We start from the raw sequence: 25,262 nt of genomic DNA on the forward strand, positions 1-25,262 counted from the left end.
CCTCAGCCTTCCGCCGGCGTGTCGAGCAGCGCCACGGCTGCCTCCAGCGCGGCCTCGGCGCTGAGCGCGCCCATCGGTGCCCGGCCGGGCAGGCCGCGCGCCAGCACGGCGCGGGCGCGGCGCCCCACCGGCGCGTATTCCGCCGCGGGGGTGGGGCCGAACAGCCCCAGCGTCGGCGTGCCGGCCGCCGCCGAAAGGTGCATCAGCCCCGAATCATTGCCCACGAACAGCGCGCAGCGCGACAGCAGCGCCGCCGCCTCCGGCAGCTCCAGCCGGCCCACCAGGTCGACCGCCTGCGGCAGCGCCGCCAGCACGGGCGCGGCCATGGCGGCCTCGGTGGCGCCGGGGCCGCCCAGCACCACGGGGCGCGCGCCCTCCAGCCGCCCGCCCGGCCCCGCCAGCGCCTGGAACAGCGCCACGAACCGCTCCGGCGGCCACACCTTGCCGGACCAGTTGGCGCTGGGGCCAAGGGCGAGATAGGGCCCCTCCCCCGGCAGCAGGGCCTCTGCCCGCGCCACGTCCTGCGGGCCGAACCAGGCCACCGGGCGCGGCGCGGGCTCCAGCCCCAGCACGCCCGCCAGCTGCAGCAGCTTGTGCCCCGGCCGGCGCCCGCCGCGCATCACCGCCCGCCGCCGCGTCCACACCAGCCAGGAGAGGGCGGAGCCGCGCAGGTCCACCACCAGGTCCCAGCGCTGCCGCGCCACCTCCGCCCAGAGCGAGACCCAGTGCCCCGCGAAGCGCCGCTTGGCGAGCAGGATGGTCGCCTCGCGGTTGGGCATGCGGGCGAACACGCCCTCGGCCACCGGCCCGCAGGCGATGGTGATGCGCGCGGAAGGGTAGGCCCGCAGCAGGTGGTCCAGCAGGCCGGTGGAAAGCACCGCATCCCCGATCCGGGTGGCGGTCACGAACAGGATGCGCATGGTCGGGCGCGGCTCTAGCACGGTTTCCCCGCCGCGCGCAGGGGAATGCCGGGGGCTTGGCCGTGATGGCTTGTGCCGGCGCGATGCGATGCCAATTCTCAGCCCATGTCCATCGCTCCCCTCCCCGACCGCGCCGTGGTGGAACTGACCGGCGAGGACCGCGCCGGCTTCCTGCAGGGCCTCGTTTCCAACGATGTGGGCCTCGCCGGCCCCGGCCGCGCCGTCTGGTCCGCGCTGCTGACGCCGCAGGGCAAGTGGCTGGCCGATTTCTTCATCTTCGCGGCCCCGGACGCGCTGCTGCTGGACTGCGCCGCCCCTCAGGCGGAGATGCTGTCGCAGCGCCTGTCCCGCTTCCGCCTGCGCTCGAAGGTGGCGCTGGCCCCGCGCCCCGACCTCGCCGTGCTGGCCGGCTGGGGCCAGGCGGCGCCGCCGGAAGGCGCCATCGCCGCGCCCGATCCGCGCCTGCCGGAAGCGGGCTGGCGCGCCCTGCTGCCCGCCGGCCGCCTGCCCGCAGGGGACGGGGACTACGCCCGCCACCGCCTTTCCCTCGGCCTGCCGGACGGCGCGCCGGATCTGGAGCCGGAGAAATCCGTGCTTCTGGAGGCCGGCTTCGACGAGCTGGGCGGCGTGTCCTGGACCAAGGGCTGCTACATGGGCCAGGAGCTGACGGCCCGCACCAAGTATCGCGGCCTGCTGAAGCGGCGCCTGGTGCCGGTCGAGATCCAGGGGCCGGTGCCGGCGCCGGGCACGCCCATCCGGCGCGGCGAGGCGGAGGTGGGCGAGATGCGCTCAGGGCACCCGGAAGGGCTCGGCCTCGCCCTGCTGCGCCTGCCCATCGCCGGCGACGAGGCGCTGAGCTGCGGGGATGCCACGCTCCTGCCGCGCGTGCCGCACTGGATGCGGCTGGCGGAGAAGGCGGCTCCGTAAAAAAAGAAAGGCCGGGGAAGGAATTCCCCGGACCCCATCTTTATTCCTGCCAGTCGGGGCGCCATCGGCGCCCCGGGACGTCACGCCGTGCGGTCGCCGCCGCCGGAAAGGGCCGCCTGCGCGGCCGCCAGCCGCGCCACCGGCACGCGGTAGGGCGAGCAGGAGACGTAATCGAGCCCGATGCTCTCGCAGAACTGGATCGAGGCCGGGTCGCCGCCATGCTCGCCGCAGATGCCGAGCTTGAGGCCCTCCTTGACGCCGCGCCCCTTCTCGCTGGCGATCTGCACCAGCGCGCCGACCCCCTCCGGGTCGATCGACACGAACGGGTCCTTCGGCAGGATGCCCTTCTCGACATAGTAGGGCAGGAACTTGCCGGCATCGTCGCGCGACAGGCCGAAGGTGGTCTGGGTCAGGTCGTTGGTGCCGAAGGAGAAGAAGTCGGCGACCCCGGCGATGGCATCGGCCGTCAGCGCGGCGCGCGGCAGCTCGATCATGGTGCCGACCAGGTACTCGATCTCCTGCCCCGCCTCGGCGAAGACCTCCTTCGCCACCTTGTCCACCTGGGCGCGGGTGATCTCCAGCTCCTTCCGGGCGGCGACGAGCGGGATCATGATCTCCGGCACCGGCGCGCGGCCCGTTTCCTTGGCGATGGCGACCGCCGCCTCGAAGATGGCGCGTGCCTGCATCTCGTAGATCTCGGGGAAGGTCACGCCGAGGCGGCAGCCGCGGTGGCCGAGCATCGGGTTCGCCTCCGAGAGGTCGGCCGCGCGGCGCGTCATGGCGGCGAGGTCGGCGCCCAGGCTCTGCGCCACCTCGGCCAGCTCCTCCTCCTTGTGGGGCAGGAACTCGTGCAGCGGCGGGTCGAGCAGGCGGATCGTCACCGGCAGCCCCGCCATGATGCGGAACAGCTCGGTGAAGTCCTCGCGCTGGAAGGGCAGCAGCTTGGCCAGCGCGTCGCGCCGCCCGCCCTCGCTCTCGCTCATGATCATCTGCCGCACCGCGCCGATGCGCGCGGGGTCGAAGAACATGTGCTCGGTGCGGCAGAGGCCGATGCCCTCGGCGCCGAACTTGCGGGCCGTGTCGGCATCGAGCGGCGTCTCGGCATTGGCGCGCACCTTCAGGCGGCGCACCTTGTCGGCCCAGCCCATCAGCGTCGCGAAGTCGCCCGAGAGCTGCGGCTCCACCATCGCCACCGTGCCGAGGAAGATCTCGCCCGTGGCGCCGTCGAGGGTGATGGTGTCGCCCGCCTGCACCGTCTGGCCGCCGGCGCGCAGCTGCCGGCTGTTGTAGTCCACCACCACGCCGCCGGCGCCCGCCACGCAGGGCCGGCCCATGCCGCGCGCCACCACGGCCGCGTGGCTGGTCATGCCGCCGCGGGTGGTGAGGATGCCCTTGGCGGCGTGCATGCCGTGGATGTCCTCAGGCGACGTCTCGATGCGGACCAGGATCACGCTCTCGCCCTTGGCGGCGCGCGCCTCCGCCTCGTCGGCCGAGAACACCACCGTGCCGCAGGCGGCGCCCGGCGAGGCGGGCAGGCCCTTGGAGATCAAGTTGCGCGGCGCCTTGGGGTCCAGCGTCGGGTGGAGAAGCTGGTCGAGCGAGCCCGGCGCCACGCGCTTCACCGCCTCCGCCTCGTCGATCAGCCCCTCGCGCGCCATGTCCACCGCGATCTTGAGGCTGGCGGCGGCGGTGCGCTTCCCGTTGCGCGTCTGCAGCATGTACAGCTTGTTCTGCTGCACCGTGAACTCGATGTCCTGCATGTCCGTGTAGTGCTTCTCGAGCGTCTCACGGACCTGCACCAGCTCCTGGTAGGCCGCGGGCATGGCCTCTTCCATGCTGCGCTCGCCGGGCTTGGCGCGGGCCTTGGACATGGGCTGCGGCGTGCGGATGCCCGCCACCACGTCCTCACCCTGGGCGTTGATCAGGTACTCGCCGTAGAAGATGTTCTCGCCCGTGGAGGGGTCGCGGGTGAAGCAGACGCCCGTGGCGCAGTCCTCGCCCATGTTGCCGAACACCATGGCCTGCACGTTCACCGCCGTGCCCCAGCTGGCCGGGATGTCGTGCAGCCGGCGGTAGGTGTTGGCGCGCTGGTTCATCCAGGAGCCGAACACGGCGCCGATGGCGCCCCAGAGCTGCGCCTGCGGATCCTGCGGGAAGGGCTGGCCCAGCACCTCCTCCACCATCGCCTTGTACTGGGTGACGACCTGCTTCCAGTCATCGGCCGTGAGCTGGGTGTCCTCGGAGACGCCCTTGTCCAGCTTGGTGTCCTCGATGATCTCCTCGAAGCGGTGGTGATCGACGTCCAGCACCACCGAGCCATACATCTGGATGAAGCGGCGGTAGCTGTCCCAGGCGAAGCGCGGGTCGCCCGAGGCGGCGGAAAGCCCCTCCACCGTGCGGTCGTTCAGGCCGAGGTTCAGCACCGTGTCCATCATGCCGGGCATGGAGACGCGGGCGCCGGAGCGGACCGAGACCAGCAGCGGCTTCGCCTCGTCGCCGAACCTCAGGCCGACGGCCTGCTCGATGCGCGCCAGCGCCTCGGCCACCTGGGCCTCCAGCTCGGCCGGGTACTGCTTGCCGTGGTCGTAGTAGTAGGTGCAGACCTCGGTGGTGATGGTGAAGCCCGGTGGCACCGGCAGGCCGATCGAGGCCATCTCCGCCAGGTTGGCGCCCTTGCCACCCAGCAGATTGCGCATCTCGGCCTTGCCGTCATTCCGGCCGGCTCCGAAGCCATACACCCACTTCTGCATCTCGGGTTTCCCTTAGCCTTCGATCTTGGAGAAATCGGCCACCTGGTCGATCGCGGCCCGGAGTCGGGCCAGCAAGCCTAGGCGGGTGCGCCTTCGCTGCGCATCCGCGTCGTTCACCACCACCTTCTCGAAGAAGGCGTCCACCGGCGCGCGCAGGCGGGCCAGCGCGGCCATGGCGGCCATGTCGTTCTCGGCGGCCAGCGCCGCCCGCGCTTCCGGCAGCGCGCCGTCCAGCGCGGCGGAGAGTTCCGCCTCCTCCGCCGCCGTGAAGCGGGCGGGATCGGTCTCGGGACGGTGCGGCCCGTCCTTCTTGTCCTCGATGCGGAGGATGTTGGCGGCGCGCCGGTAGGCGGCCAGCAGGTTGGCGCCGTCCTCGCCTTCCAGGAAGGCGCGCAGCGCCGCGGCGCGGGTCAGCACCCGCACCAGGTCGGCGCCGCCGCCCGATGCCCCGTTGGCGCCGAGCGTCGCCGCCAGCACGTCGTGCCGCTCGCCCTCGGCGCGGAGCTGCACGCGCAGCCGGTCGGCCAGGAAGTCGAGCAGCCCGGCGGCGAAGGCCGCCACCATCGGCGGGTGGGCGGATTTCGGGTCGGGCTGGAAGCCCGCCTTCATCGCCTCCTGCGCCACCGCCATGCCGAATTCCGGTTCGGCCGTGCTGCCCACCGCCTGCGGGTAGCCGAAGAAGGCCTCGGCCAGCGCGTCCGACAGGTCGAGCCGCAGCCCGTTCTCGCGCAGGATGCGGATGACGCCGAGCGCCGCGCGGCGCAGCGCGTAGGGGTCGCCCGAGCCGGTCGGGCGCTCGTCGGCGGCGAAGAAGCCGGCGAGCTGGTCCAGCTTGTCGGCCAGCGCCACGGCGATGGCGACGGGCTCGGCGGGCACCGCGTCGCCCGGGCCCATGGGGCGGTAATGCGCGGCGATGGCCTCGGCCACGCGGGCATCCTCGCCGTCCTTCAGCGCGTAGTAGCGGCCGATGACGCCCTGCAGCTCGGGGAACTCGCCCACCAGTCCGGAAGCGAGGTCGGCCTTGGCGAGGCGCGCGGCGCGGCCGGCCAGCAACGGGTCGGCGCCCACCCTCCGCGCCAGCCAGCCGGCCAGCCGCTCCAGCCGGGAAACGCGCTGCCCCTGTGTGCCGAGCTTCGCGTGGAACACCACGCTGTCGAGCTTCGGCAGGAAGTCCTCCAGCCGCTGCCGCCGGTCGAGGTCCCAGAAGAAGCGGGCATCGGCGAGGCGGGCGCGCAGCACCCGCTCATTGCCGCCGACGACCGCCCCGCCGCCGTCACGGGCCGCGATGTTGGACACCACGGCGAAGAACGGCGCCGCCCCCCCATCCGGCCGGCGCAGGGCGAAGTAGCGCTGGTTGACGCGCATGGTGGTGCGCATCAGCTCCGGCGGCAGGTCCATGAAGGCGTCGTCGATGCGGCCGAGCAGGGGAACCGGCCATTCGACCAGCCCCGCCACCTCCGCCACGAGCCCCTCATCCGGCACCACCGTCATCCCCTCCGCCGCGGCCAGGGCCGCGATACCGTCACGCACAAGCTTGGCGCGCTCAACGGGGTCGATAACGACGTGTCGTGCGGCGAGTTGCGTCGCATATTCCGAGAAATTCCTCACCGCGAAGTCGCCGGGGGAGAGGATCCGGTGCCCTTCCGTGCGGTCGCCGCTGGCCAGGCCATGCCCGTCATCCTCGCCGGGCCTGTCTCCCGGGGCGAGGCCGAAGGGCACCACCGCGCCGTCGAACAGGCAGAGGATGCGCTTCAGCGGCCGCACCCAGACGAAGTTGCTGGTGCCGCCCCAGCGCATCGACTTGGGCCAGGGGAAGCGGCGCAGGAGGCCGGGGATGATCTCGGCCAGCACCTCCGCCGTCGGCCGACCGGGGCGGCGGATGACGGCGTAGAGATAGGTGCCGCCCTTGCCCTCGCGCGCCTCGAGCTGGTCCCGCGTCAGGCCGGTGGAGCGCAGGAAGCCCTCCAGCGCCGGGCCGGTGGCGTCCGCCCGCGGGCCGCGCCGCTCCTCCTCCACCGCCGCGGTGCCGGCGGGCAGCTCGGCCACCAGGGCCAGCCGGCGCGGGCCGTGCAGGGTGCGAAGCCCCTCCGCCGCCAGGCCCGCGCCCTTCAGCGCCTCGCCCAGCAGCCGCGCCAGGTCCTCGGCCGCGCGCGCCTGCATGCGGGCGGGGATTTCCTCGGAGAAGAGTTCGAGCAGGAGTTCGGGCATCGTGGGCCTTGGCGGAGGGTCGAGGGCCGGAAGGGAGGCTGGCCGGGGAAAGGCTGCGCGCGGGTTCGGGCGGCAATAAGGCGGGCGGGCGGCCTCAGCCCCGGGAGGGTTCCGGGGCGAGCCAGGTTTCGCAGCAGCGCTTCGCCAGCGCCCGGACGCGGCCGATATAGGCGGCGCGCTCGGTCACGCTGATGGCGCCGCGGGCATCCAGCAGGTTGAAGCAGTGGCTGGCCTTGATGCACTGGTCATAGGCCGGCAGGGCCAGCGCCCTGTCCACCAGCGCCGCGCATTCCGCCTCGGCGTCCCGGAAGTGCTGGAACAGCAGGGCGGTGTCGGCGTGCTCGAAGTTGTAGGCCGAGAATTCCTTCTCCGCGCGCAGGAAGACATCACCATAGGTGACGCCCTGGCCGTTGAAGTCCAGGTCGTACACGTTCTCCACGCCCTGGATGTACATGGCCAGGCGCTCGAGGCCGTAGGTCAGCTCGGCGCAGGGCTTCTCCACCGGAATGCCGCCGACCTGCTGGAAGTAGGTGAACTGGGTCACCTCCATGCCGTCGCACCACACCTCCCAGCCCAGGCCCCAGGCGCCGAGCGTCGGGCTTTCCCAGTCATCCTCGACGAAGCGGATGTCGTGCAGGGCGGGGTCGATGCCGAGCGCGCGGTAGCTCTCGATCAGCAAAGCCTGCGGGTCCGCCGGGCTCGGCTTCAGGATCACCTGGTACTGGTAGTAGTGCTGCAGGCGGTTGGGATTCTCGCCGTAGCGGCCATCCGAGGGGCGGCGGGAGGGCTGCACATAGGCGGCCTTCCAGTCCTTCGGCCCCAGGGCACGGAGGGTGGTGGCCGGGTGGAAGGTGCCGGCGCCCATCTCCATGTCGTAGGGCTGCAGGATCACGCAGCCCTGCGCGCTCCAGAAGCGGTGCAGCGTCAGGATGATGTCCTGGAAGCTGAGCGGCTTGCCGGCCGGCGTCGCGGGCGTCGTCGCGGGGGGGCGTGTGATCTGCGTCTCGGTCATCATGCTCTTGGGCTTGCGGCCGTGTTATGCACCGCACCATAAGACCCGCCCCACCCCCCGGCAAGGAAGGGCATGCCGCACATGAGCGCCACCGAAACCCTGATCCGCAGCTACTACGACGCCTTCAACGCCGGCGACGTGGAAGGCATGCTGGCCCTGCTGACCGAGGACGTGGCGCACGACATCAACCAGGGCGCCCGCGAAACGGGGGTTCCGGCCTTCCGCGCCTTCATGGCCCGGATGAACGCGCATTACCGCGAGCAGCTGCGCGACGTGGTGGTGATGGTGGGCGAGAACGGCACCCGCGCGGCGGCCGAGTTCACCGTCCACGGCACCTACCTGGCCACCGATGCCGGCCTGCCCGAGGCGCGCGGCCAGGCCTATGTCCTGCCGGCCGGCGCCTTCTTCGAGGTGCGGGAAGGCCGGATCGCCCGCGTCTCCAACCACTACAACCTGGCCGACTGGATCGCCCAGGTGGGCGGCTGAGCCCCCCCAACAGGGCACGGCGCGCGACCGCGACTCGCGCGGGGCCGCGCTTTCAAGGGCCCGGGCCCTCCTTTCCCGGCGCAGCGGCACGGCCAGCGGTGTACGGAAGGGAGGCGCGCCCCATCTCCTTCGCCGAACATGCCGGGGCAAGGGCTGGCGGGCTTCCCTCGCCGGCACCCCCGGCTCCGCCCCTTCAGCGTTGGATATCGATGACCATCCTGCACTACATCCACGATCCGCTCTGCGGCTGGTGCTACGCCGCCACCGCCATGCTGGAGGCCGCCCGGGCGCGGCCCGAGATCCGGCTGCGGATGCATGGCGGCGGCCTCTGGCACCCCGCCACGCGGCTGCGGGACGGGCAGCGCCAGCACATCCTGGAAGCCGATGCCCGCATCGCCGCCCTGACCGGCCAGCCCTTCGGCGCGGCCTACCGGAGCCTGCTCGCCGACCCGGAGACGGTGCTGCATTCCCGCCCCGCCATCGCCGCCCTGCTGGCGGTGCCCGAGGCGCTCGCCCCCGCCATGCTGCGCGCCATCCAGCGCGCGCACTACGTGGAAGGGCAGCGGGTGGTGGAGGAAGGGGTGCTGGTCTCGCTCGCCCTGGCGCTGGGGCTGGAGGAGGCGGCGTTCCGCGCCGGCCTCGCCGCCGCGCCGGTCGAGGCGCACATCAACACCACGCGGCGGCTGATGCAGCGTGTGGGCGCCACCAGCTTCCCCACCTTTCTGGCGGAGCGGGACGGCAACACCGAGATCGTGCCGCACATGGACTGCTACGAGGACGCGGCGGCCTTCGTGGCGCGGCTCTGACGACCGCGCCGGGGCGCGGCCTTCCCGCGCCCCGGCCCCGTCACGCCCACTCGCCCTTGCGCATCACCGGCGTGGCCGAGCCGTCGAAGCCGATGCCGTCCACGTCCACCCCGGCCGAGCCGATCATCCAGTCCACATGGATCAGGCTGGAATTGCCGCCGCGCGCCGCGAAGGTCTCGTCGCTCATCCCCTCGGCGTCGGTGAAGCACTTCTTGTAGGCCTGGCCGAGGGCGATGTGGCTGGCCGCGTTCTCGTCGAACAGCGTGTTGAAGAACAGCAGCCCCGTCTGCGAAATGGGCGAGGAATGCGGCACCAGGGCCACCTCGCCCAGGCGCCGCGCGCCCTCGTCGGTGCCGATCATCTTCTGCAGCACGTCCTGCCCGGTGCCGGCATGGGCCTCCACGATGCTCCCCCCCTCGAAGCGGACGCGGATGTCGCGGATCAGCGTGCCGGCATGGGCCAGCGGCTTGGTGGCGGCCACTGTGCCCTCGGTCATCGCGGCGTGGGGGGTGGTGAACACCTCCTCGGTCGGGATGTTGGGGTTGCCGGTGATGCCGTTCAGCGCCTTCGAGGAGCCGCCCATCCAGGAATGCCCGTCCGCCAGGCCGACGGTGAGGTCGGTGCCGGGGCCGGTGAAGCGCAGCGCACGGAAGCGGCGCTCGTTCAGCATCCGGCGGCGGGCCATCAGCGCGGCGTTGTGCGCGGCCCAGTTGGCGCGCGGGTCCGGCGCGTCGGCGCGGGTGGCGGCGAAGATGGCGTCCCACAGCCGCGCCACCGCCTCCGCCTCGGGCAGCTCGGGGAACACGGCGCGCGCCCAGGCGGCGGAGGCGAAGGGCACCAGCGTCCAGTTGATGGCGGAGGCGGTGATCAGCTCCAGCGCCGGGCGGTAGGCCCTGGAGCGGGCGCGGTTGGCGCGGGACACCTTCTCGGGGTCCTGGCCCGCCAGCAGGTTGGGGTCCTCCCCCACCACGGCCAGCCGCGCCGCGCCGCCCCGGAAGGCTGCGGCCATGCCCTCATACATCCAGGCCGGCGCCACGTCGAAGCTGCCATCGGCGGCGAAGCGGTAGCGGGCCAGCGCCGTCTCGTCGTCGGAGAAGAGCGGCGTCACCAGGGAGGCGCCCGCCCGGTAGGCCTCGGCCACGATGCGGCGCACCAGCGGCAGCGACTCGATGGGGGCGGTCATCACCAGCTCCTGCCCCGGCTTCATGCCGCCGAGGCCGACATGCACGGCGAGCTCGGCCAGCCGGTCCAGGCGCGGGTCCTCGGCCGGGGCGGCGGAGGTCTGGGCGGTGGTTGGCACTGGCTGGTCCATGCGGCGTGTCCTCGGCAGGTGGCGGCGGTGCGCCGGGCGGGAAAGGGGCGGCCCGGCACGCGGCCCGTTGGGAACCGATCTGGCGCCGCGCCGCCCCGGGCGGAAGGGGCGCGGCCCCCGCCAATGCGGCCCCGGGCGGGCGCCCTGTCAAGGGGAAGGCCCCGCCTCCGCGTGCCGGGCCATGTGCGCCGCGAACTGCCGGTGCTCCGCCGCCGTGGCCTGGGCGGCGCGCAGCGCGGCCTCGCGCAGCCAGCCCGCCGGGCGCTTCGCCAGGTCGGCGCGGATGGCCGCCGCGTGGTCGCCGGCGCCGAGATGGATGGCGGCCATCTCCCGCCCCATGGCGCGCAGCATCCTCTCGCCCAGCAGCACCTCGCGGCCCAGCGGCTCCTCCGGCCCGTGCTCCCAGCCCGGGGAGATGGGGCGGTCCGTCTCGATCTTGCGGTTGTTGGGCGAAAGGCGGCGGACGGCCACGCCATCGTTCACCCGGTACCACGGGTCCGGCGCGCGGTGCCGGCCGGAAGCGAGCTCGAGGCAGCGCACGGCGCGGCCGTGCCGGCCGTGCAGCCGCACCCAGGCGGAGGGCAGCACGGCCTTGGCCTCGCGCAGCACCCAGTCGCCGCGCCACTTCGCCTGCGCCACCCAGCGCGGCCGGCCGAGGCTGCCCAGGCCCGCGCTGCGGTACCAGAAGCGCGGCCGGCCCGCGCCCTGCGGCAGGGCGGCGCGCAGCGCGGCCTCGTAGCGGGGAAAGAACACCGGCCGCTCGTCATCGGGGCGGCGGCCGAAATGCTTCCGCTTCTTCTTCAGCTTCTGCCAGAAGGCGTCGCGGTGCTCGTCGGGCACCATCACGGTGTGGCGCAGCCAGCGGTGGTCGCGGTCCAGCAGGGTGGGGCCCGGCTTGCGCAGGCCCTTCGCGTAGCCGTCCAGCAGCCGCTCGGCGATCGGCCCCGCCTCGCGCCAGTCCGGGTCCGGGCTGGCCAGCAGGCCGCTGGTGGCCAGCCGCACCAGGTCGAGGGCGTAGGGCATCTCGGCCGCCTCGTCATAGTCGTTCACGCCCCAGACGAGGCGGCCCTCGGCGTCCCGCCAGGTGCCGAAATTCTCCAGGTGGATGTCGCCCACCGCCAGCACGGTGGGCGCCCCGGCGAGTTCGGGGAACAGTTCCAGCGCCGTCTCGGCCCAGCGGAAATAGGTGGCGCGCAGGAAGCCGAAGGCGTCCCCCGCCATCTCCAGCCGCTTCTCCGCCAGCCCTTCCTCCACCAGCTCATGCCCCAGCTCGGCGCGCAGGAAGGCTTCATAGGCGTCGTTCGAGACCAGGATGTCCATGGGCGCGCATCTCCGGAGGGGGCGGAAAGGCTCGGCCCGGGCCGGCCACGCCGCAAGCGGAAAAATGCCGCGCGGCGCGTGGGGTGGCCCCAGGCGCACCCTCCCCGGGGGCTACAGGCCGAGCCGCGCCCAGGCCGCCCGCGCCTCGGCCGCGGCCAGCATCTCGGCGGCGGCGCCGCGCAGCAGGCGCAGCGGCAGCGGCGGCCGGCGCTGGCCGAGCGGAACCACCCGCGCCTTGTCGCCGAAGCGGCGCAGGATCTCGCCCTTGGCGTCGCCCAGCCGGTCGATCAGGCCGAGCGGCAGCGCCTCCCGCCCCGTCCAGAAGCGGCCGGTGAACAGCTCCCCCTCCGGCGCCGAGAGCCGCGCGCCGCGCCGCCCCTTCACCCAGCCGGCGAACTCGGTGTGCAGGGCGGACAGCAGCTCCTCCAGCCGCGCCTGCTGCCAGGGCTCCACCGGGCGGAACGGGTCGAGAAAGGATTTCTGGCCGCCCGCCGTGGTCAGGCGCCGCTCGACGCCGAGCTTCTCCGCCAGCCCCTCCAGCCCGAAGCCCGACGAGATGACGCCGATGGAGCCCACGATGGAGGACGGGTCGGCCACGATCTCGTCCGCCGCGCAGGCGATCCAGTAGCCGCCCGAGGCCGCCGCGTCCTCGACGCAGGCGATCACCGGCACCTTGTGCTTCTCGGCCAGCAGGCGGATGCGGGCGCCGATCAGGCTTGACTGCACGGGCGAGCCGCCGGGCGAGTTGATGGCCAGCACCACGCCGGCCAGGCGCTTCAGGGTGAAGGCGCGCTCCAGCACGGGGGCGATGCCCTCCAGGCTCAGCCCGGCGGGCCCCACCCCGCCCCGCGCGGCGATGACGCCGGACAGGCGGACCAGCGCCACCTGCGGGGGGCGCTTCAGGAAAGGGATTTGCATGCCCCAGGAGATGACCACCTTTCCCGCCGGAACAAGAAGTGCGACGAACGCGCGCCCGTTCACGGCCCGCCACCCGATACCCTGAAGGAGAAGCCGCCCATGAAGACCCGCGCCGCGATCGCCTGGGAAGCCGGAAAGCCGCTGTCCATCGAGGAGGTGGACCTGGAAGGCCCGCGCGAGGGCGAGGTGCTTGTGGAGATCAAGGCCACCGGCCTGTGCCACACCGACAAGTACACCCTCTCCGGCGCCGACCCGGAGGGCATCTTTCCCGCCATCCTCGGCCATGAGGGCGCCGGCGTGGTGGTCGATGTCGGGCCCGGGGTGAGGACGCTGAAGCCGGGCGACCACGTCATCCCGCTCTACACGCCGGAATGCCGCGAGTGCGACTACTGCCTCAGCCGCAAGACCAACCTGTGCCAGAAGATCCGCGTGACGCAAGGGCGCGGGCAGATGCCGGACGGCACCAGCCGCTTCTCCTGCCGCGGCAAGCCCATCCACCACTACATGGGCACCAGCACTTTCGCCAACCACACCGTGGTGCCGGAGATCGCGCTGGCCAAGATCCGAAACGACGCGCCCTTCGACAAGGTCTGCTACATCGGCTGCGGCGTCACCACCGGCATCGGCGCGGTGCTGTTCACGGCCAAGGTAGAGGCGGGCGCCAATGTGGTGGTGTTCGGCCTGGGCGGCATCGGGCTGAACGTCATCCAGGGCGCCCGGATGGTGGGCGCCGACATGATCGTGGGCGTGGACATCAACCCCGAGCGCGAGGCCATGGCGCGCAAGTTCGGCATGACCCACTTCGTCAACCCCAGCGAGGTCAAGGGCGACCTGGTCGGCCACCTCGTCGAGCTGACCAAGGGTGGCGCCGACTATTCCTTCGAGTGCGTCGGCAACACCACGCTGATGCGCCAGGCGCTGGAGTGCTGCCACAAGGGCTGGGGCGTCTCCACCATCATCGGCGTGGCGGCGGCGGGGCAGGAGATCAGCACGCGGCCCTTCCAGCTCGTCACCGGCCGGCGCTGGATCGGCTCGGCCTTCGGCGGCGCGCGCGGCCGCACCGACGTGCCGAGGATCGTCGACTGGTACATGGACGGCAAGATCAACATCGACGACCTGATCACCCACACCATGCCGCTCGAGCGGATCAACGAGGGCTTCGACCTGATGACGCGGGGCGAGAGCATCCGCGGCGTCGTGGTCTACTGACCGGGCCCCGCGCGGGGCGGGCACCCGCCCCGCGCGGCTCAACCGGCCGCGGCGCTGGCGCGTTCCTTCCGTTGCGGGGCGGGATGAGGCGCTTCACGAGCCTCATGCCGGGGGGCGGCGCGCCGGAAGCGCCGGCGGCAAGGCCCACGGAAAGGCCCTACGGAAAGGAAGGACGACCATGGCGATCGACGGACTGAGCGACGAGACGATCCGCGAGGTGCTGCTGAACACGCGGCGCATCGCGGTGGTGGGGGCCTCGGCCAATCCGATGCGCCCTTCCAACGAGGTCACCGCCTTTCTCGTCGGGCGCGGCTTCGACGTGACGCCGGTCAATCCGGGCCTGGCGGGGCAGCGCCTGCATGGCAGCGCGGTGGCCGAATCGCTGGAGGCGGCGGTGCCGCTGGAGATGGTGGACATCTTCCGCCGCAGCGAGGAGGCCGGCGCCGTGGTGGACGAGGCCATCCGCCTCGGCGCGCGCTGCGTCTGGATGCAGCTCGGCGTCATCGACGAGGCGGCGGCGGAGCGGGCGCGCGGCGCTGGGCTGGTGGCGGTGATGGACCGCTGCCCGGTGATCGAGTGGTCGCGCCTGCGGCTTTCCACCGCCGCCTGAGGCTTCCCGCCGATAGCCGGGACGAAGGGCGCGGCGGGGCGGCCCGTGACAAAACATGTCCGGTTTTTAATTTTCGCTTGAAAGCCGGCCCGGGGCGGTCCAGATGCCAGCCTCGCTCTTGGCGCATGGGAGATACGCGACTCCCTGGGCAGAGCGCGAATGACAACCCGTCTGGAAAGGCCCCACCCGGGGATCGGACATGACCGAAGAAGAACGCCGCATCATTTCCGCCTTCGTGGAGCGCATGGCCGGGGTTTCCGCCCCGCAACAGGCGCCTTCGCCCTGGGGCGGCAGCAGCGTGCCGGCCACCCAGTCCCGCCCGCCCCTGCCCCCGGTCGATCCCGAGGCGGACCGCCTGATCTCGGACCTCTTCGCGCGCTACCCCGAGGCGCGCTACCGGCTGACGCAGACCGCCTTCGTGCAGGAGCACGCCCTGGTGCAGGCGCAGAACCGCATCCAGGAGCTGGAGTGGCAGCTGGAGAACACCCAGCGCCAGGCCGAGGCCGCGCAGCAGCAGGGCCGTGGCGGCCTGTTCGGCGGCATGTTCGGCGGCGGCAACAACAACCGCCCCGTGCCGATGACGCCGCGCCCGCAGCCGGTGATGCCGCCGCAGGGCATGAACCCCGCCATGATGCAGCAGGGCCGCGGCTCGGGCTTCCTGGGCTCGGCGCTGACCACGGCGGCGGGCGTCGCCGGCGGCATGGTGCTCGGCAACATGCTGATGGGCGCCTTCTCCGGCGGCGCGGCGGAAGCCGCCACCGCCGCGACGGACGCGGCCGGCGACTTCGCGCAGGACGCCGTGCCCGCCTCCAGCCCCTGGACCGATCCCGGCGCCCAGGACGCCGCCGCCGACAGCTATGGCAACGACGCCTATGGCGACGATGCCGGCGGCTTCGAGGATGGCGGCTTCGACGAGGAGATCTGAGCCCCTCCGCCCCCTTCCGGGGCGGGGCCGGGCCGGCGCCGGGCCGGGGGAACCTCCCCCGGCCTTTTTTCATGCCCGCTTGCCCGCGGCGCCCCCAGGAGCGAAAGCTGGCGCCATGCGCATCCCCGATCTCGACCTCGACCTGCTGCGCTGCTTCGTGCAGGTGGCCGAGCGCGGCGGCTTCACCGCCGGCGCCGCGGCGCTCGGCCTGACGCAATCGGCCGTCAGCCTGAAGGTGAAGCGGCTGGAGGACCTGCTCCAGAAGCGCGTGCTGGAGCGCACCAGCCGCAGCATCGCGCTCACGCGGGAAGGCGAGACGCTGCTGGCCTATGCCCGGCGCATGCTGGCGCTGAACGACGAGGCGGTGCGCCGGCTGGTGGCGCCGCCCGTCACGGGCCGGCTGCGCCTCGGTGTCGCCGACCATTTCGTGCCGCGCAACCTGGCGCCGATCCTGGCCCGCTTCGCCCGCACCTTCCCCGAGCTGCGGCTGGAGATCGAGGTGGGCCGCAGCCACGAGCTGCGCGCCTCGCAGGAGCGCGGCGCGCTGGACCTGGTGCTGGGCAAGCGGCGCGAGGGCGAGACGGAAGGCCGCCCCATCTGGACCGAGCCGATCGTCTGGGTGGCGCCGCCGGGCTGGATGCCGCCCGAGGGCCGCCCCCTCCCCGTGGCCATGCTGCCCCAGGGCTGCATGTTCCGCGACCGGGCGCTGGCCGCTCTGGCCCGCGCCGGGCTGGCCTTCGAGGTGGTGTATGTCTCGGCCAGCCTGCTCGGCGTGGCGGCCGCGGCGCAGGCGGGGCTGGCGGCCACGGTGCTCGGCCGCTCCGGCCTGCCGGACGGGCTGGCGGAGCTTGCCGGCCTGCCGCCGCTCGGCGTGGCCGAGATGGCGGTGTTCGGCGACGCCACCAACCAGACCCAGCTCGTCGAGCCGCTGATCGCGCTGATCCGGGAAAGCCTGGGCGGCTGAGAGCTGGGGAAAGACCCCTCCCCGGCGGACGCCCCGCGCGCGTTCGAGAGGCGCCCGGCATGCGTTTGACAGGCGCCCGGCGCCGGGCGCAGCCTCGGGCGCAAAGCCCGCGCGAGGAAACACCCCATGGCCCCCTCCGGCCCCGACACCCCGCCCCCGGCCGAAGCCGGGGGTTCCGGCAATGACTGGCGCATCATCGGCCTGATCGGCACCGGCCACTTCCTGTCGCACTTCTACATGCTGTGCCTGGCGCCCCTGTTCCCGATGTGGCGCGCCGAGTTCGGCGTTTCCTACACCTGGCTCGCCCTTTCGGTCGCGCTGATGGGGGTGGTGACGGCGGCGCTGCAGACGCCGGTGGGCTTCCTGGTGGACCGGCAGGGCGCGCGGGGCTACCTGGTGGGCGGCACGCTGGTCATGGCGCTGTCGATCTCCGCCATGGCCTTTGCGCCGAACTACTGGGTGATCCTGCTGCTCGCGGTGCTGTCCGGCATCGGCAACAGCGTCATCCACCCGGCCGACTACGCCATCCTGGCCGGCAGCATCAACAAGTCGCGCATGGGCCGCGCCTTCGCCATGCACACGCTCACCGGCAATCTGGGCTTCGCGGCGGCGCCGCCGGCCATCGCGGTGCTGGCGCTGTGGATCGGCTGGCGCGAGGCGCTGCTGCTGGTCGGCCTGCTCGGCGTGCCGGTGGTGGGCGCCATCCTGTGGCAGAGCCGCATCCTGGCCGACCAGCCCAAGCCGCGCGGCGGCAAGCCCGGCCAGGACGGCGCCGGCGTGCTGATGTCGCGGCCGATGCTGCTGTTCTTCGTGTTCTTCCTGCTCTCCTCCATGGCGGGCTCGGCGATCCAGGCCTTCGCCATCCCGGTGATGAACCAGCTCTGGGGCCTGCCGCTGGCGCTCGGCTCGACGCTGCTGACCGGCTACTTCACCGGCAACATCTTCGGCGTGCTGGTGGGCGGCTGGTTCGCCGACCGCTCGCGCCGGCATGGCACCTTCGTGGTCAGCCTGACGCTGGTGGCCATGGCGCTGATCCTGGTGCTGGGCCTGGTGCCGCTGCCCGGCTTCGGCGCCATCGGCGTGGCGCTGCTGGCCGGGCTGGCGCTGGGTGCGAGCCGCACCCCGCGCGACGTGATGGTGAAGGACGCGGCGCCGCCGGGGCAGATCGGCAAGGTGTTCGGCTTCATCTCCGCCGGCCTGCCGCTGGGCGGCGCGCTGACGCCGGCCTTCGGCATGGTGATGGATGCCGGCCGGCCCGACCTGGTGCTGCCGCTGGCGGCCGGGCTGCTCGGCCTTTCGCTGCTCTGCATGGGCGGCGCGCGCGGCGCGGCGCGCGCTCCCCGCGCCCCCAGCCCCGCCCCCGCCGAATAGGGGCCGAGCCGATCACGGTGGCGGGCCTTGGCCTCCTGCTGGAGGTGCTGAACTGGACCGGCTCGGCGGCCTTCGCGCTGTCGGGCGCCCTGGTCGCCTCGCGCAAGCAGATGGACCCGGTGGGCTTCATCCTGATCGCCGCCACCACCGCCTTCGGCGGCGGCACGGTGCGCGACGTGCTGCTCGGCCGCAGCGCGCAATGGCTCGGCACGCCGGGGCTGGCGCTGATGGTGGCGCTGCTGGCGCTGGCGGTGTTCTTCTCCGCGCACCGGCTGGAGCGCCGCTTCGTGCCGCTGCTCTGGGCGGATGCGGTGGGCCTGGCGCTGTTCGCCGTGCTCGGCGCCGAGGCCGCGCTGGACGAGGGCGCCAGCCCCTGGGCCGCCATCCTGCTCGGCATGATGACCGCCACCTTCGGCGGCGCCCTGCGCGACGTGGTCTGCGGCGAGCTGCCGCTGATCCTGCGCAAGGAGATCTACGCCACGGCCGCCGCGGCCGGCGCGGCGCTGTTCGTGGCGATGACCCTGCTCGGGATGGACCGGGGCCTGGCGGTGTGCGCGGGCATGGCCGCCGCCTTCCTCATCCGCGCCGCCGCGCTGCGCAACAGCTGGTCGCTCCCCACCTACAGGCCGAGGCCGGGGCGGGACTACCCGGACTGAAGGCGGGGGAGAGCGCGCGCCCCGCTCCCGCCGCCCCTTTCTCACCAGCCGTTCACGCGGTCCCACACGGCGACGACCTCGCGCCCGCCATCCACCACATGGTAGCGGTCGAAGGCCGCCGCCGTCAGGCAGGCATGGTTGGGGGCCACCCGCACCAGCTCGCCGGGGCGGAGCGCCAGCAGCCCCTCGCCGCCGCGCGCCTCGCCATGCTCCTGGTGGGTGCGCACCACCAGCGCATCGCCGAAGCGCGGCGCGCCATCCTCGCCCAGCACCCAGCCGAACTGGTAGTCGCGTGGCGCGGCCTGGGTGCTGCGGTCCTTGGAAAGCGCCAGCGCCCCGGCGTCGAGCAGCACCGCCTGGCGCTCCGGCTTGCGGCCGGTGACGCTGGCCAGCACCGTCAGGGCGATGTCCTCCGGCGCGTGCACGCCGAGCTGCATCTGCAACAGGTCGCCGAACATGTAGACACCCGCGCGCACCTCGGTCACGCCGTCCAGCCGCTCGGCATGGAGCACGGTGGGGGAGGAGCCGAGCGAGACGATGCCGACCGCGTGCCCCGCGGCCCGCAGCCGCTCCGCCGCCTGCGTGACGCCCGCCCGCTCCGCCTCGGCGATGCGCGCCATCTCGGCCGCCGAGCGCCCGGCATAGGAATGGCCCGCATGGGTCATCACCCCCGCCAGCCGCCCGCCCAGGGCGGCGGCCAGCTCGGCCAGCAGCGGCGAATCGGGCGCCGCCCCGCCCCGGCCCTCGCCCACATCCACCTCGACCAGCGCGGCGAGCGGCCCGGGATGCGCCGCCACGGCACGCGCCACCTCGGGGTCGTCCAGGATCACCTTCACGGAGGCGCCGGCGGCGTTCAGCGCGGCGATCCCGTCCAGCTTCCGTGGCGTGACGCCGACCGCGTAGATCTGGTCACGATAACCGCCCGCGGCGAAGTACCGCGCCTCGGCCAGCGTCGAGACGGTGATGGGGCCGTGGCCGGGCGCGGCCAGCGCCGCCACGTCGAGGCTCTTGGCCGTCTTCATGTGCGGGCGCAGCGCCACGCCGGGGTGGCGCGCCACCGCCGCGGCCATGCGCGCCAGGTTGCGCTTCAGGATGCCGAGGTCGAGCACCAGGGCGGGGGTGGGCAGGTCGTCGAGCGTGGTCATGCGGGGCTCCAGCGCGTCTCAGGGTCCAGCGGCAGCACGGGGCGCGGCAGCCTGGTCCAGTGGAAGCGGTCGAGGATGGGGGAGGTCAGGCCGGGCGCGTCCACCTCGACGATCCGGCCGTTGGAGAAGAACTCGTCGAAGCCGCCGCGGAAATGCCCGCGCGACTTCACCACCACCGCCCGCGCCGCGCCGATGTCGAGGCCCAGATGCTCCAGGAAGGCAGGGTCGGCGCATTGCGTGCGGCGGCTGATCACCACCACGGTGATGCCGCCCATCCGCAGCGCGGCGGTGGGGCCGAGGCGCATGGCGGTGCGGGCGAAGATGCCGCGCCGGCCCGTCACCCGCCCGTCCGAGAGCGCCACCACCTCCGCCTCGGCGGCGAAGGGGTGGGCGAAATCCGCCGCCGCCCCGTCATGGCCTTCCCTGTCGCGGTTGAAGCGGGCGGTGAAGCGGGCGCCCCTGCCCAGCGCGTGCGCCTCGGCGGCCAGGGCGGGGTCGTGGATGACGCCGAAGATGGCGTCCCGCACCCCCGCCTCGTGGAAGGCGCGCAGGATGAACATGGTGTTGCCGCCACCGCCGCCGCCGGGATTGTCCGCCACATCGGCGAAGGCCAGCGGCACCTCGGAGGTCAGGGCGCGCTCCACCGCCTCGGCGAGCGGCGTCAGCCTCGCCACGAAGCGGCCGCGCCGCGCCCAGGCGGCCTCGGCCAGCTCGCGGGCCAGCGCCTCGCAGGCTGCCGCATCCGCGCCGGTGACGACGATGGCGAAGCCGTTGAAGGGCGTGTCGCCATAGGCGAAGCCGGCCATGGCGGAGACATTGACCACGCGCCCCGGCCCCAGCGCCGCCAGCCGCTCCTGCCCGAGGTCGATCACCTCGGCATAGGGGCCGTGGGCGGTGAGCAGGCTGACCGTCGGCGCCACGATGGGCAGCCGGCGGAAGGCGCGGTGGAAGCGCTCGCCCGCCAGCAGCCGGCGCAGGAGCCGCGCCGATTCCGCGCCGCGCTCGCGCATGTCGAGATGCGGGTTGGTGCGGTAGCCCACGAAGGCGTCGCAATGGCGCACCATCTCGTCCGAGACGTTGGCGTGCAGGTCGTAGCTGCACACCAGCGGCACGCCCTCCCCCAGCACCTCGCGGATCATGGCCTGGATCGTCCCTTCCGGGTCGTCCATCCCGGTGGCGAGCCCGGCGCCGTGCATCACGCAATAGACGCCATCGACCGCGCCGCGCAGCGCCTCGAGCCCCGCCCGCCACTGCGCCAGCATGGCATCGAACAGGGGCTGCTCCACCGGCCCGTTCGGCTCGGCCATGGCGAGCAGGATGGGACAGGGCCGCCATGGCCCGGCCGCGTCCATCTCCGCCACGAAGCCCGGCATCTCCGCCAGCGCCACCGGCGCCACGGCGCGGGCATCGCGGAGGATCTCCTCCCCTTCCAGCCAGCAGCGGAACCCTTCCCGCCCGACCGGCGGCACGAAGCGGTTGCACTCGATGGAGAAGCCCAGCAGGGCGATGCGGGGGTTTTCGCGCATGGTGTCGGCTCCGGCGCCACGATGACAGGAAGGGCACGGGAGAAGGGGGCCGCCCCCTCCCGCGCCTTGCTGGGGGGCCGCCCCGCTAGAGCGGCACGCCCGCCAGCTCGGCGTGGCGCTGCGTGGCCTTGAGGCCGCTTCCCGTCAGCACCACCACGGTGGTCTCGTCCGCGCGGATGGTGCCGTCCTCCAGCAGCCGGGCGAAGGCGGCGGCGGCCTGGGCGCAGGTCGGCTCCACGTAAAGGCCGCGCTGCGCCAGGCCGCGCGTGGCGCGGACGATCTCGCTCTCGCTCAGCAGCACGGCGCCGCCGCGGCTGCCGCGCAGCGCCGCCAGCACCTCGGCCATGCGCAGCGGCTGGGCGATGGCCGTGCCCTCGGCGATGGTGGGGATGGGGTCGGCAGCGTCCTCGCCCAGCCATTCGCGGGCGATGGGGCCGCAATTCTCCGGCTGGGCGGCGAAGATGCGCGGCAGCCGCCCGATCTCCCCCGCCCGCAGCAGCTCGCCGAAGCCGATGCCGCAGCCCAGCACGTTGGAGCCCGCCCCGCACGGGACGATGACGTTGTCCGGCGCGCGGAAGCCGAGATCCTCCCACAGCTCGTAGGCCAGGGTCTTGGTGCCGTGCAGGAAGAAGGGGTGCCAGTTGTGGCTGGCGTAGAAGACCGACCCCGCCGGGTCGTTCCCGAGCGCCAGCGCGGCATCGGCGCAGTCCTGCCGGCTGCCGGGCACCAGCTCGATCGCGGCGCCCAGCGCCCGGGACTGCACCGTCTTGGCCGGGCTGGTGGAGGCCGGCACCATGATGCGCGCCCGCATCCCCCCCGCCGCCGCATAGGTGGCGATGGCGGCGCCGCCATTGCCGGAGCTGTCCTCCAGCACATGGTCCACCCCCTGCGCCCGCAGCAGCGAGAGCATCACCGAGGCGCCGCGGTCCTTGAAGCTGCCGCTCGGCATGAACCACTCGCACTTGAAGCGCACCGGCGCCCCGGCCCATTCGCCGCGCAGCAAGGGCGTGCAGCCCTCGCCCAGGCTGATCGGCGCCTCGGGCAGGAAGGGCAGCGCGGCGGCGTAGCGCCACAGGCTGCGCTCCTCCCGGCGGATTTCGGCGCGGGTGATGCCGGGCAGGTCGGTCAGCAGCAGGGGCTGGCCCTCGGGACCGCGCCAGCGCGGCGTGGCGAGCGGCCAGGTGCGGCCGGTGCGGGGGTCGAGATAGGCGGGGTGTCGCATGATGTCGCACCCTGGCTTGCGCGGCGGCGCCCGGCAAGGGTAGGCCCTTGCCCCCATGCAACACGCCGATGCCGTCGCCCGCCTCGCCGCCGACCTCGTCCGCCTGGACAGCCGGAGCTTCGTCTCCAACCGCGCGGTGGCCGACCGGCTCGCGGCGGAGCTGGAAGGGTTCGAGCTGGAGCGGCTCGACTACGCCGACGCCGCCGGCGTCGCCAAGCAGGTGATCGTCGCGCATCGCGGCCCGCCGGGAGGCGTGGCGCTGTCCGGCCACATGGACACGGTGCCGGACACGGGCTGGACCGACGACCCCTTCTCGGGCCGCATCGATGCCGATGGCGTGCTGCACGGCCTCGGCGCCGCCGACATGAAGGGGCCGCTCGCCGCCTGCGTCGTGGCCGCCCGCACCCTGCCCGCGCATCTCCCCGCCACCCTCCTCATCACCACCGACGAGGAGACCACCAAGATGGGCGCGCGCCGCATCGCCGACCATTCCGCCCTGGCGCGGCGGGCGGCGCCGCGCGGCATCGTGGTGGCCGAGCCCACCGGCATGGTCCCGGTGCGCGGCCACCGCAGCAACATCGACTTCATCGCGGTGGCCGAGGGGGTGCAGGCGCACTCCTCCCTCGGCACCGGGCGCAACGCCAACTGGGCGCTGATCCCGTTCCTCGTGGAGATGAAGGCCCTGGCCGAGCGGCTGCGCGCGGATGCCAGCCTGCACGACGCCACCTACGCGCCGCCCTTCAGCGACTTCAACCTGGTGCTGGACAATCACGGCGCGGCGGTGAACGTGACGGTGCCGAAGGCGACCGCGCGCATCAAGTTCCGCTACAGCCGCTCCATCGACCCGAGCCCCGTGGTGGCGGCGGTGGAGGCGGCGGCCGCGCGCGCGGGCATCGGGCTCAGCATCGTCCGCCAGGGCAGGCCGCCCGAGACGCCGGCCGCCCACCCCTTCATCCGCGCCGCCGAGGCCGCCACCGGCCATGCCGCCGAGACCCGCCCCTTCGGCACCGATGCGAGCGAGCTGCAGGAGATCGCCCCCTGCGTGATCCTCGGCCCCGAGGTGATGGACACCGCCCATTCCCCGCGCGAGCGCGCCCATCTGGCGCGGCTGGCGGCGGCGGTGCCGATGTTCCAGCGGCTGATGGGAGGCTGAGGGCCCGCGAGGCCAGGGGGCCGGGGGGGGCGCGCCTCAGGAGAGGGCGCGCAACGCCGCCCGCAGCGCGCCGGCCGGCGGCAGGCCGGGCATCGCGGCCAGCTCCGCCTCCACCGCCCCGTGCAGCGCGCGCCAGACCGGCACGGCCCGCGCCAGCAGCGCCTCCCCCGGTTCCGTCAGCCGCAGGCGGCGGGAGCGCCGGTCCGCCGGGTCGGCCTCGGAGGTGGCCAGGCCATCCCGCTCCAGGGGCTTCAGCGCGGCCGTCAGCGTGGTGCGGTCCATGGCCAGAAGGGCTGCCACCGCGCCCAGCCGCGGCGGCTCGGGGCGGTTCAGCGCCATCAGCAGGGAGAACTGGCCATTGGTCAGCCCCAGCGGGCGCAGCGCCTCGTCGAAGCGGCGGGCCAGGGCGCGGGCGGCGCGTTGCGCGTGCAGGCAGAGACAGGCATCCCGGACTTCTAGCGTGGTCGTGAAGGGGACGGGTTTTGACATGGCCCATTTAAGTTGATATCAACTTATTTGTCAAGGCGGGCGCTCCCCGGTGCGACCTGCCGCCTCATCCGATCGGGAGGAAAGCGGGATGCAGTATGTGGAAGGCTTCGTGCTGGCCGTGCCGGCCGGCAACAGGGAGATCTTTCGCCGCCACGCCGCCGAGGCGGCGGCGCTGTTCAGGGAGTTCGGCGCCACCCGCGTGGTGGAGTGCTGGGGCGACGACGTGCCGGACGGCAAGGTCACCGACTTCCGCGGCGCGGTGAAGGCGGAGGCTGGCGAGGTGGTGGTCTTCAGCTGGATGGAGTTCCCGAGCAAGGCGGCACGCGACACGGCGCATGCGCGCGTGATGGCCGACCCGCGCATGAAGGCCATGATGGAGGGTGGGAACCCCATGCCCTTCGACGGCCGGCGCATGATCCATGGCGGCTTCTCCACGCTGGTGGATGCCTGAGCGCCCCGGGGCGCGCCGCCTGCCGCCCCGCCCGCTCCTGCCCCTCACGCCCCGCCTGCAACGATGCGCCGCCCGGCTTCATTCTCCCACCGATCACGCGGACCAGGGACAAGGGAGCCTCGGAATGAAAGGCATCGTGCTGCACGCCCCGGGCGGGCTGGACCGGCTGGAGCGGGTGGAGATGGACGACCCCGGCGCCCCCGGCCCCGGCGAGATCCGCCTCCGCCTCCATGCCAGCTCGCTCAACTACCACGATTACGGCGTGGTGTCGGGGCGGATGCCGGCAGCGAACGGGCGCATTCCGATGTCGGACGGCGCGGGCGTGGTGGAGGCGGTGGGCGAGGGCGTGGCGGAGTTCGCGCCGGGCGACCATGTGGTCTCCGTCTTCTTTCCCGGCTGGCAGGATGGCGGGCCGACGCTGGGGGACTTCTCCACCGTGCCGGGCGACGGGGTGGACGGCTATGCGCGGCAGGCGGTGCTGCGCCCCGCCACCTGGTTCACCCGCGCCCCGCGCGGCTGGAGCCATGCCGAGGCGGCGACGCTCACCACCGCCGGCCTCACCGCCTGGCGCGCCCTGGTGCCGGATGGCGCGCTGAAGGCGGGGGATGTGGTGCTGGTGCTGGGCACCGGCGGCGTTTCCATCTTCGCGCTGCAATTCGCCCGCATGATGGGCGCGCAGGTGATCGTCACCTCCTCCTCGGACGCCAAGCTGGAGCGCGCCCGCGCGCTCGGCGCCGCCTGCACCATCAACTACCGCGCGCATGAGGACTGGGGCCGCCGCGCGCGCGACTGGACCGGCGGGCGCGGCGTGGACCATGTGGTGGAGGTGGGCGGCCCCGGCACGCTGGCGCAGTCCATCGCGGCGACGCGGGTGGGCGGGCA

The 25,262-nt window shown here is 73.5% G+C and carries 23 protein-coding genes; 12 read left to right on the forward strand and 11 right to left on the reverse strand.

The annotated features are described in order from the left end of the window. Nucleotides 1-2 precede the first annotated feature (2 nt). Nucleotides 3-920, reverse strand: a complete 918-nt coding sequence (locus tag CR162_RS06200; RefSeq protein WP_099094659.1) for a glycosyltransferase family 9 protein — start codon at nucleotides 918-920, stop codon at nucleotides 3-5. 105 nt (nucleotides 921-1,025) lie between these two features. Here CR162_RS06200 and ygfZ point away from each other — a divergent pair, with 105 nt between their 5' ends. After that, entirely contained in the window at nucleotides 1,026-1,847 is an 822-nt protein-coding gene (gene ygfZ / locus CR162_RS06205; RefSeq protein ID WP_099094660.1) for a CAF17-like 4Fe-4S cluster assembly/insertion protein YgfZ, read from the forward strand. A gap of 80 nt (nucleotides 1,848-1,927) precedes the next feature. On the opposite strand, the gene ppdK is transcribed toward ygfZ, so the two are convergent. From ppdK to CR162_RS06220, 3 genes are all read right to left on the reverse strand, one after another. After that, entirely contained in the window at nucleotides 1,928-4,597 is a 2,670-nt protein-coding gene (gene ppdK / locus CR162_RS06210) for a pyruvate, phosphate dikinase (protein ID WP_099094661.1), read from the reverse strand. Nucleotides 4,598-4,609: 12 nt separating this feature from the next. Further along, a complete protein-coding gene (gene glyS, locus CR162_RS06215; RefSeq protein ID WP_099094662.1) occupies nucleotides 4,610-6,805 on the reverse strand; it encodes a glycine--tRNA ligase subunit beta in 2,196 nt (731 codons plus the stop codon). Nucleotides 6,806-6,899: 94 nt separating this feature from the next. Then, on the reverse strand, nucleotides 6,900-7,817 hold the full coding sequence (locus CR162_RS06220; protein WP_099094699.1) for a glycine--tRNA ligase subunit alpha: 918 nt from the start codon (nucleotides 7,815-7,817) through the stop codon (nucleotides 6,900-6,902). Nucleotides 7,818-7,898: 81 nt separating this feature from the next. On the opposite strand from CR162_RS06220, the gene CR162_RS06225 reads away from it, so the two are divergent. Further along, nucleotides 7,899-8,303: a ketosteroid isomerase-related protein gene (locus tag CR162_RS06225; RefSeq protein WP_099094700.1), complete on the forward strand. Its 405-nt coding sequence runs from the start codon at nucleotides 7,899-7,901 to the stop codon at nucleotides 8,301-8,303. Nucleotides 8,304-8,512: 209 nt separating this feature from the next. Further along, nucleotides 8,513-9,109 carry a DsbA family protein gene (locus CR162_RS06230; RefSeq protein WP_099094663.1) on the forward strand — a complete coding sequence of 199 codons (597 nt, stop codon included), beginning with the start codon at nucleotides 8,513-8,515 and terminating at the stop codon, nucleotides 9,107-9,109. Nucleotides 9,110-9,149: 40 nt separating this feature from the next. Here CR162_RS06230 and CR162_RS06235 read toward each other — a convergent pair whose 3' ends face one another. The 3 genes from CR162_RS06235 to CR162_RS06245 form a co-directional block, all read right to left on the reverse strand. Then, nucleotides 9,150-10,421: an aminopeptidase gene (locus CR162_RS06235; protein WP_099094664.1), complete on the reverse strand. Its 1,272-nt coding sequence runs from the start codon at nucleotides 10,419-10,421 to the stop codon at nucleotides 9,150-9,152. Nucleotides 10,422-10,568: 147 nt separating this feature from the next. Further along, nucleotides 10,569-11,741, reverse strand: coding sequence for a DUF2252 family protein (locus tag CR162_RS06240; RefSeq protein ID WP_099094665.1), 1,173 nt, complete (start codon nucleotides 11,739-11,741; stop codon nucleotides 10,569-10,571). A 111-nt stretch (nucleotides 11,742-11,852) separates the two neighbouring features. Further along, on the reverse strand, nucleotides 11,853-12,659 hold the full coding sequence (locus CR162_RS06245; RefSeq protein WP_099094701.1) for a S49 family peptidase: 807 nt from the start codon (nucleotides 12,657-12,659) through the stop codon (nucleotides 11,853-11,855). Between the two features lie 99 nt (nucleotides 12,660-12,758). On the opposite strand from CR162_RS06245, the gene CR162_RS06250 reads away from it, so the two are divergent. From CR162_RS06250 to CR162_RS06275, 6 genes are all read left to right on the forward strand, one after another. Next, nucleotides 12,759-13,868: an S-(hydroxymethyl)glutathione dehydrogenase/class III alcohol dehydrogenase gene (locus tag CR162_RS06250; RefSeq protein WP_099094666.1), complete on the forward strand. Its 1,110-nt coding sequence runs from the start codon at nucleotides 12,759-12,761 to the stop codon at nucleotides 13,866-13,868. Nucleotides 13,869-14,046: 178 nt separating this feature from the next. After that, nucleotides 14,047-14,478, forward strand: coding sequence for a CoA-binding protein (locus CR162_RS06255; RefSeq protein ID WP_099094667.1), 432 nt, complete (start codon nucleotides 14,047-14,049; stop codon nucleotides 14,476-14,478). A gap of 199 nt (nucleotides 14,479-14,677) precedes the next feature. Continuing rightward, nucleotides 14,678-15,403 carry a DUF2076 domain-containing protein gene (locus tag CR162_RS06260; RefSeq protein WP_099094668.1) on the forward strand — a complete coding sequence of 242 codons (726 nt, stop codon included), beginning with the start codon at nucleotides 14,678-14,680 and terminating at the stop codon, nucleotides 15,401-15,403. A gap of 115 nt (nucleotides 15,404-15,518) precedes the next feature. After that, a complete protein-coding gene (locus tag CR162_RS06265) occupies nucleotides 15,519-16,367 on the forward strand; it encodes a LysR family transcriptional regulator (RefSeq protein WP_099094669.1) in 849 nt (282 codons plus the stop codon). Nucleotides 16,368-16,493: 126 nt separating this feature from the next. Next, the gene (locus CR162_RS06270) at nucleotides 16,494-17,738 is read left to right on the forward strand and encodes an MFS transporter (RefSeq protein WP_099094670.1); all 1,245 of its coding nucleotides are present in this window, start codon (nucleotides 16,494-16,496) and stop codon (nucleotides 17,736-17,738) included. A gap of 17 nt (nucleotides 17,739-17,755) precedes the next feature. Continuing rightward, nucleotides 17,756-18,394: a trimeric intracellular cation channel family protein gene (locus CR162_RS06275; RefSeq protein ID WP_099094671.1), complete on the forward strand. Its 639-nt coding sequence runs from the start codon at nucleotides 17,756-17,758 to the stop codon at nucleotides 18,392-18,394. Between the two features lie 41 nt (nucleotides 18,395-18,435). On the opposite strand, the gene CR162_RS06280 is transcribed toward CR162_RS06275, so the two are convergent. From CR162_RS06280 to CR162_RS06290, 3 genes are all read right to left on the reverse strand, one after another. Then, on the reverse strand, nucleotides 18,436-19,539 hold the full coding sequence (locus tag CR162_RS06280) for an alanine racemase (protein ID WP_099094672.1): 1,104 nt from the start codon (nucleotides 19,537-19,539) through the stop codon (nucleotides 18,436-18,438). Continuing rightward, nucleotides 19,536-21,065 carry a M81 family metallopeptidase gene (locus CR162_RS06285; protein ID WP_099094673.1) on the reverse strand — a complete coding sequence of 510 codons (1,530 nt, stop codon included), beginning with the start codon at nucleotides 21,063-21,065 and terminating at the stop codon, nucleotides 19,536-19,538. The genes CR162_RS06280 and CR162_RS06285 overlap by 4 nt, the downstream gene beginning before the upstream one ends. A gap of 85 nt (nucleotides 21,066-21,150) precedes the next feature. Continuing rightward, nucleotides 21,151-22,287 carry a threonine synthase gene (locus CR162_RS06290; RefSeq protein ID WP_099094674.1) on the reverse strand — a complete coding sequence of 379 codons (1,137 nt, stop codon included), beginning with the start codon at nucleotides 22,285-22,287 and terminating at the stop codon, nucleotides 21,151-21,153. A 55-nt stretch (nucleotides 22,288-22,342) separates the two neighbouring features. Between CR162_RS06290 and CR162_RS06295 the strand changes: the two genes are divergently transcribed. Continuing rightward, the gene (locus CR162_RS06295) at nucleotides 22,343-23,440 is read left to right on the forward strand and encodes a M20 family metallopeptidase (RefSeq protein ID WP_099094675.1); all 1,098 of its coding nucleotides are present in this window, start codon (nucleotides 22,343-22,345) and stop codon (nucleotides 23,438-23,440) included. A 36-nt stretch (nucleotides 23,441-23,476) separates the two neighbouring features. Here the strand turns inward: CR162_RS06295 and CR162_RS06300 are convergent, their stop codons facing one another. Beyond that, complete coding sequence (locus CR162_RS06300; RefSeq protein ID WP_099094676.1) at nucleotides 23,477-23,929, reverse strand: MarR family winged helix-turn-helix transcriptional regulator; 453 nt, start codon at nucleotides 23,927-23,929, stop codon at nucleotides 23,477-23,479. An 88-nt stretch (nucleotides 23,930-24,017) separates the two neighbouring features. Here CR162_RS06300 and CR162_RS06305 point away from each other — a divergent pair, with 88 nt between their 5' ends. Together CR162_RS06305 and CR162_RS06310 are read left to right on the forward strand one after the other, a co-directional pair. Then, the gene (locus CR162_RS06305; RefSeq protein ID WP_099094677.1) at nucleotides 24,018-24,380 is read left to right on the forward strand and encodes a DUF1428 domain-containing protein; all 363 of its coding nucleotides are present in this window, start codon (nucleotides 24,018-24,020) and stop codon (nucleotides 24,378-24,380) included. 124 nt (nucleotides 24,381-24,504) lie between these two features. Next, nucleotides 24,505-25,262: zinc-dependent alcohol dehydrogenase family protein (locus tag CR162_RS06310; protein WP_099094678.1), on the forward strand; the 758-nt coding region annotated here is incomplete at its 3' end.

It is taken from the genome of Teichococcus rhizosphaerae (genome assembly GCF_002631185.1).
In the GTDB taxonomy this organism is placed as follows: domain Bacteria; phylum Pseudomonadota; class Alphaproteobacteria; order Acetobacterales; family Acetobacteraceae; genus Pseudoroseomonas; species Pseudoroseomonas rhizosphaerae.

Excerpts from the sequence above, each read along its gene's own strand:
- CR162_RS06220 (WP_099094699.1), bottom strand. The coding sequence starts at position 7,817 with ATGACCGAGACGCAGATCACACGCCCCCCCGCGACGACGCCCGCGACG.
- glyS (WP_099094662.1), bottom strand. The coding sequence starts at position 6,805 with ATGCCCGAACTCCTGCTCGAACTCTTCTCCGAGGAAATCCCCGCCCGC.
- CR162_RS06200 (WP_099094659.1), bottom strand. The coding sequence starts at position 920 with ATGCGCATCCTGTTCGTGACCGCCACCCGGATCGGGGATGCGGTGCTT.
- CR162_RS06245 (WP_099094701.1), bottom strand. The coding sequence starts at position 12,659 with ATGCAAATCCCTTTCCTGAAGCGCCCCCCGCAGGTGGCGCTGGTCCGC.
- ygfZ (WP_099094660.1), top strand. The coding sequence starts at position 1,026 with ATGTCCATCGCTCCCCTCCCCGACCGCGCCGTGGTGGAACTGACCGGC.
- CR162_RS06285 (WP_099094673.1), bottom strand. The coding sequence starts at position 21,065 with ATGCGCGAAAACCCCCGCATCGCCCTGCTGGGCTTCTCCATCGAGTGC.
- CR162_RS06260 (WP_099094668.1), top strand. The coding sequence starts at position 14,678 with ATGACCGAAGAAGAACGCCGCATCATTTCCGCCTTCGTGGAGCGCATG.
- CR162_RS06270 (WP_099094670.1), top strand. The coding sequence starts at position 16,494 with ATGGCCCCCTCCGGCCCCGACACCCCGCCCCCGGCCGAAGCCGGGGGT.
- CR162_RS06235 (WP_099094664.1), bottom strand. The coding sequence starts at position 10,421 with ATGGACCAGCCAGTGCCAACCACCGCCCAGACCTCCGCCGCCCCGGCC.
- ppdK (WP_099094661.1), bottom strand. The coding sequence starts at position 4,597 with ATGCAGAAGTGGGTGTATGGCTTCGGAGCCGGCCGGAATGACGGCAAG.
- CR162_RS06225 (WP_099094700.1), top strand. The coding sequence starts at position 7,899 with ATGAGCGCCACCGAAACCCTGATCCGCAGCTACTACGACGCCTTCAAC.
- CR162_RS06265 (WP_099094669.1), top strand. The coding sequence starts at position 15,519 with ATGCGCATCCCCGATCTCGACCTCGACCTGCTGCGCTGCTTCGTGCAG.
- CR162_RS06230 (WP_099094663.1), top strand. The coding sequence starts at position 8,513 with ATGACCATCCTGCACTACATCCACGATCCGCTCTGCGGCTGGTGCTAC.
- CR162_RS06250 (WP_099094666.1), top strand. The coding sequence starts at position 12,759 with ATGAAGACCCGCGCCGCGATCGCCTGGGAAGCCGGAAAGCCGCTGTCC.
- CR162_RS06300 (WP_099094676.1), bottom strand. The coding sequence starts at position 23,929 with ATGTCAAAACCCGTCCCCTTCACGACCACGCTAGAAGTCCGGGATGCC.
- CR162_RS06295 (WP_099094675.1), top strand. The coding sequence starts at position 22,343 with ATGCAACACGCCGATGCCGTCGCCCGCCTCGCCGCCGACCTCGTCCGC.
- CR162_RS06290 (WP_099094674.1), bottom strand. The coding sequence starts at position 22,287 with ATGCGACACCCCGCCTATCTCGACCCCCGCACCGGCCGCACCTGGCCG.
- CR162_RS06305 (WP_099094677.1), top strand. The coding sequence starts at position 24,018 with ATGCAGTATGTGGAAGGCTTCGTGCTGGCCGTGCCGGCCGGCAACAGG.
- CR162_RS06240 (WP_099094665.1), bottom strand. The coding sequence starts at position 11,741 with ATGGACATCCTGGTCTCGAACGACGCCTATGAAGCCTTCCTGCGCGCC.
- CR162_RS06280 (WP_099094672.1), bottom strand. The coding sequence starts at position 19,539 with ATGACCACGCTCGACGACCTGCCCACCCCCGCCCTGGTGCTCGACCTC.
- CR162_RS06255 (WP_099094667.1), top strand. The coding sequence starts at position 14,047 with ATGGCGATCGACGGACTGAGCGACGAGACGATCCGCGAGGTGCTGCTG.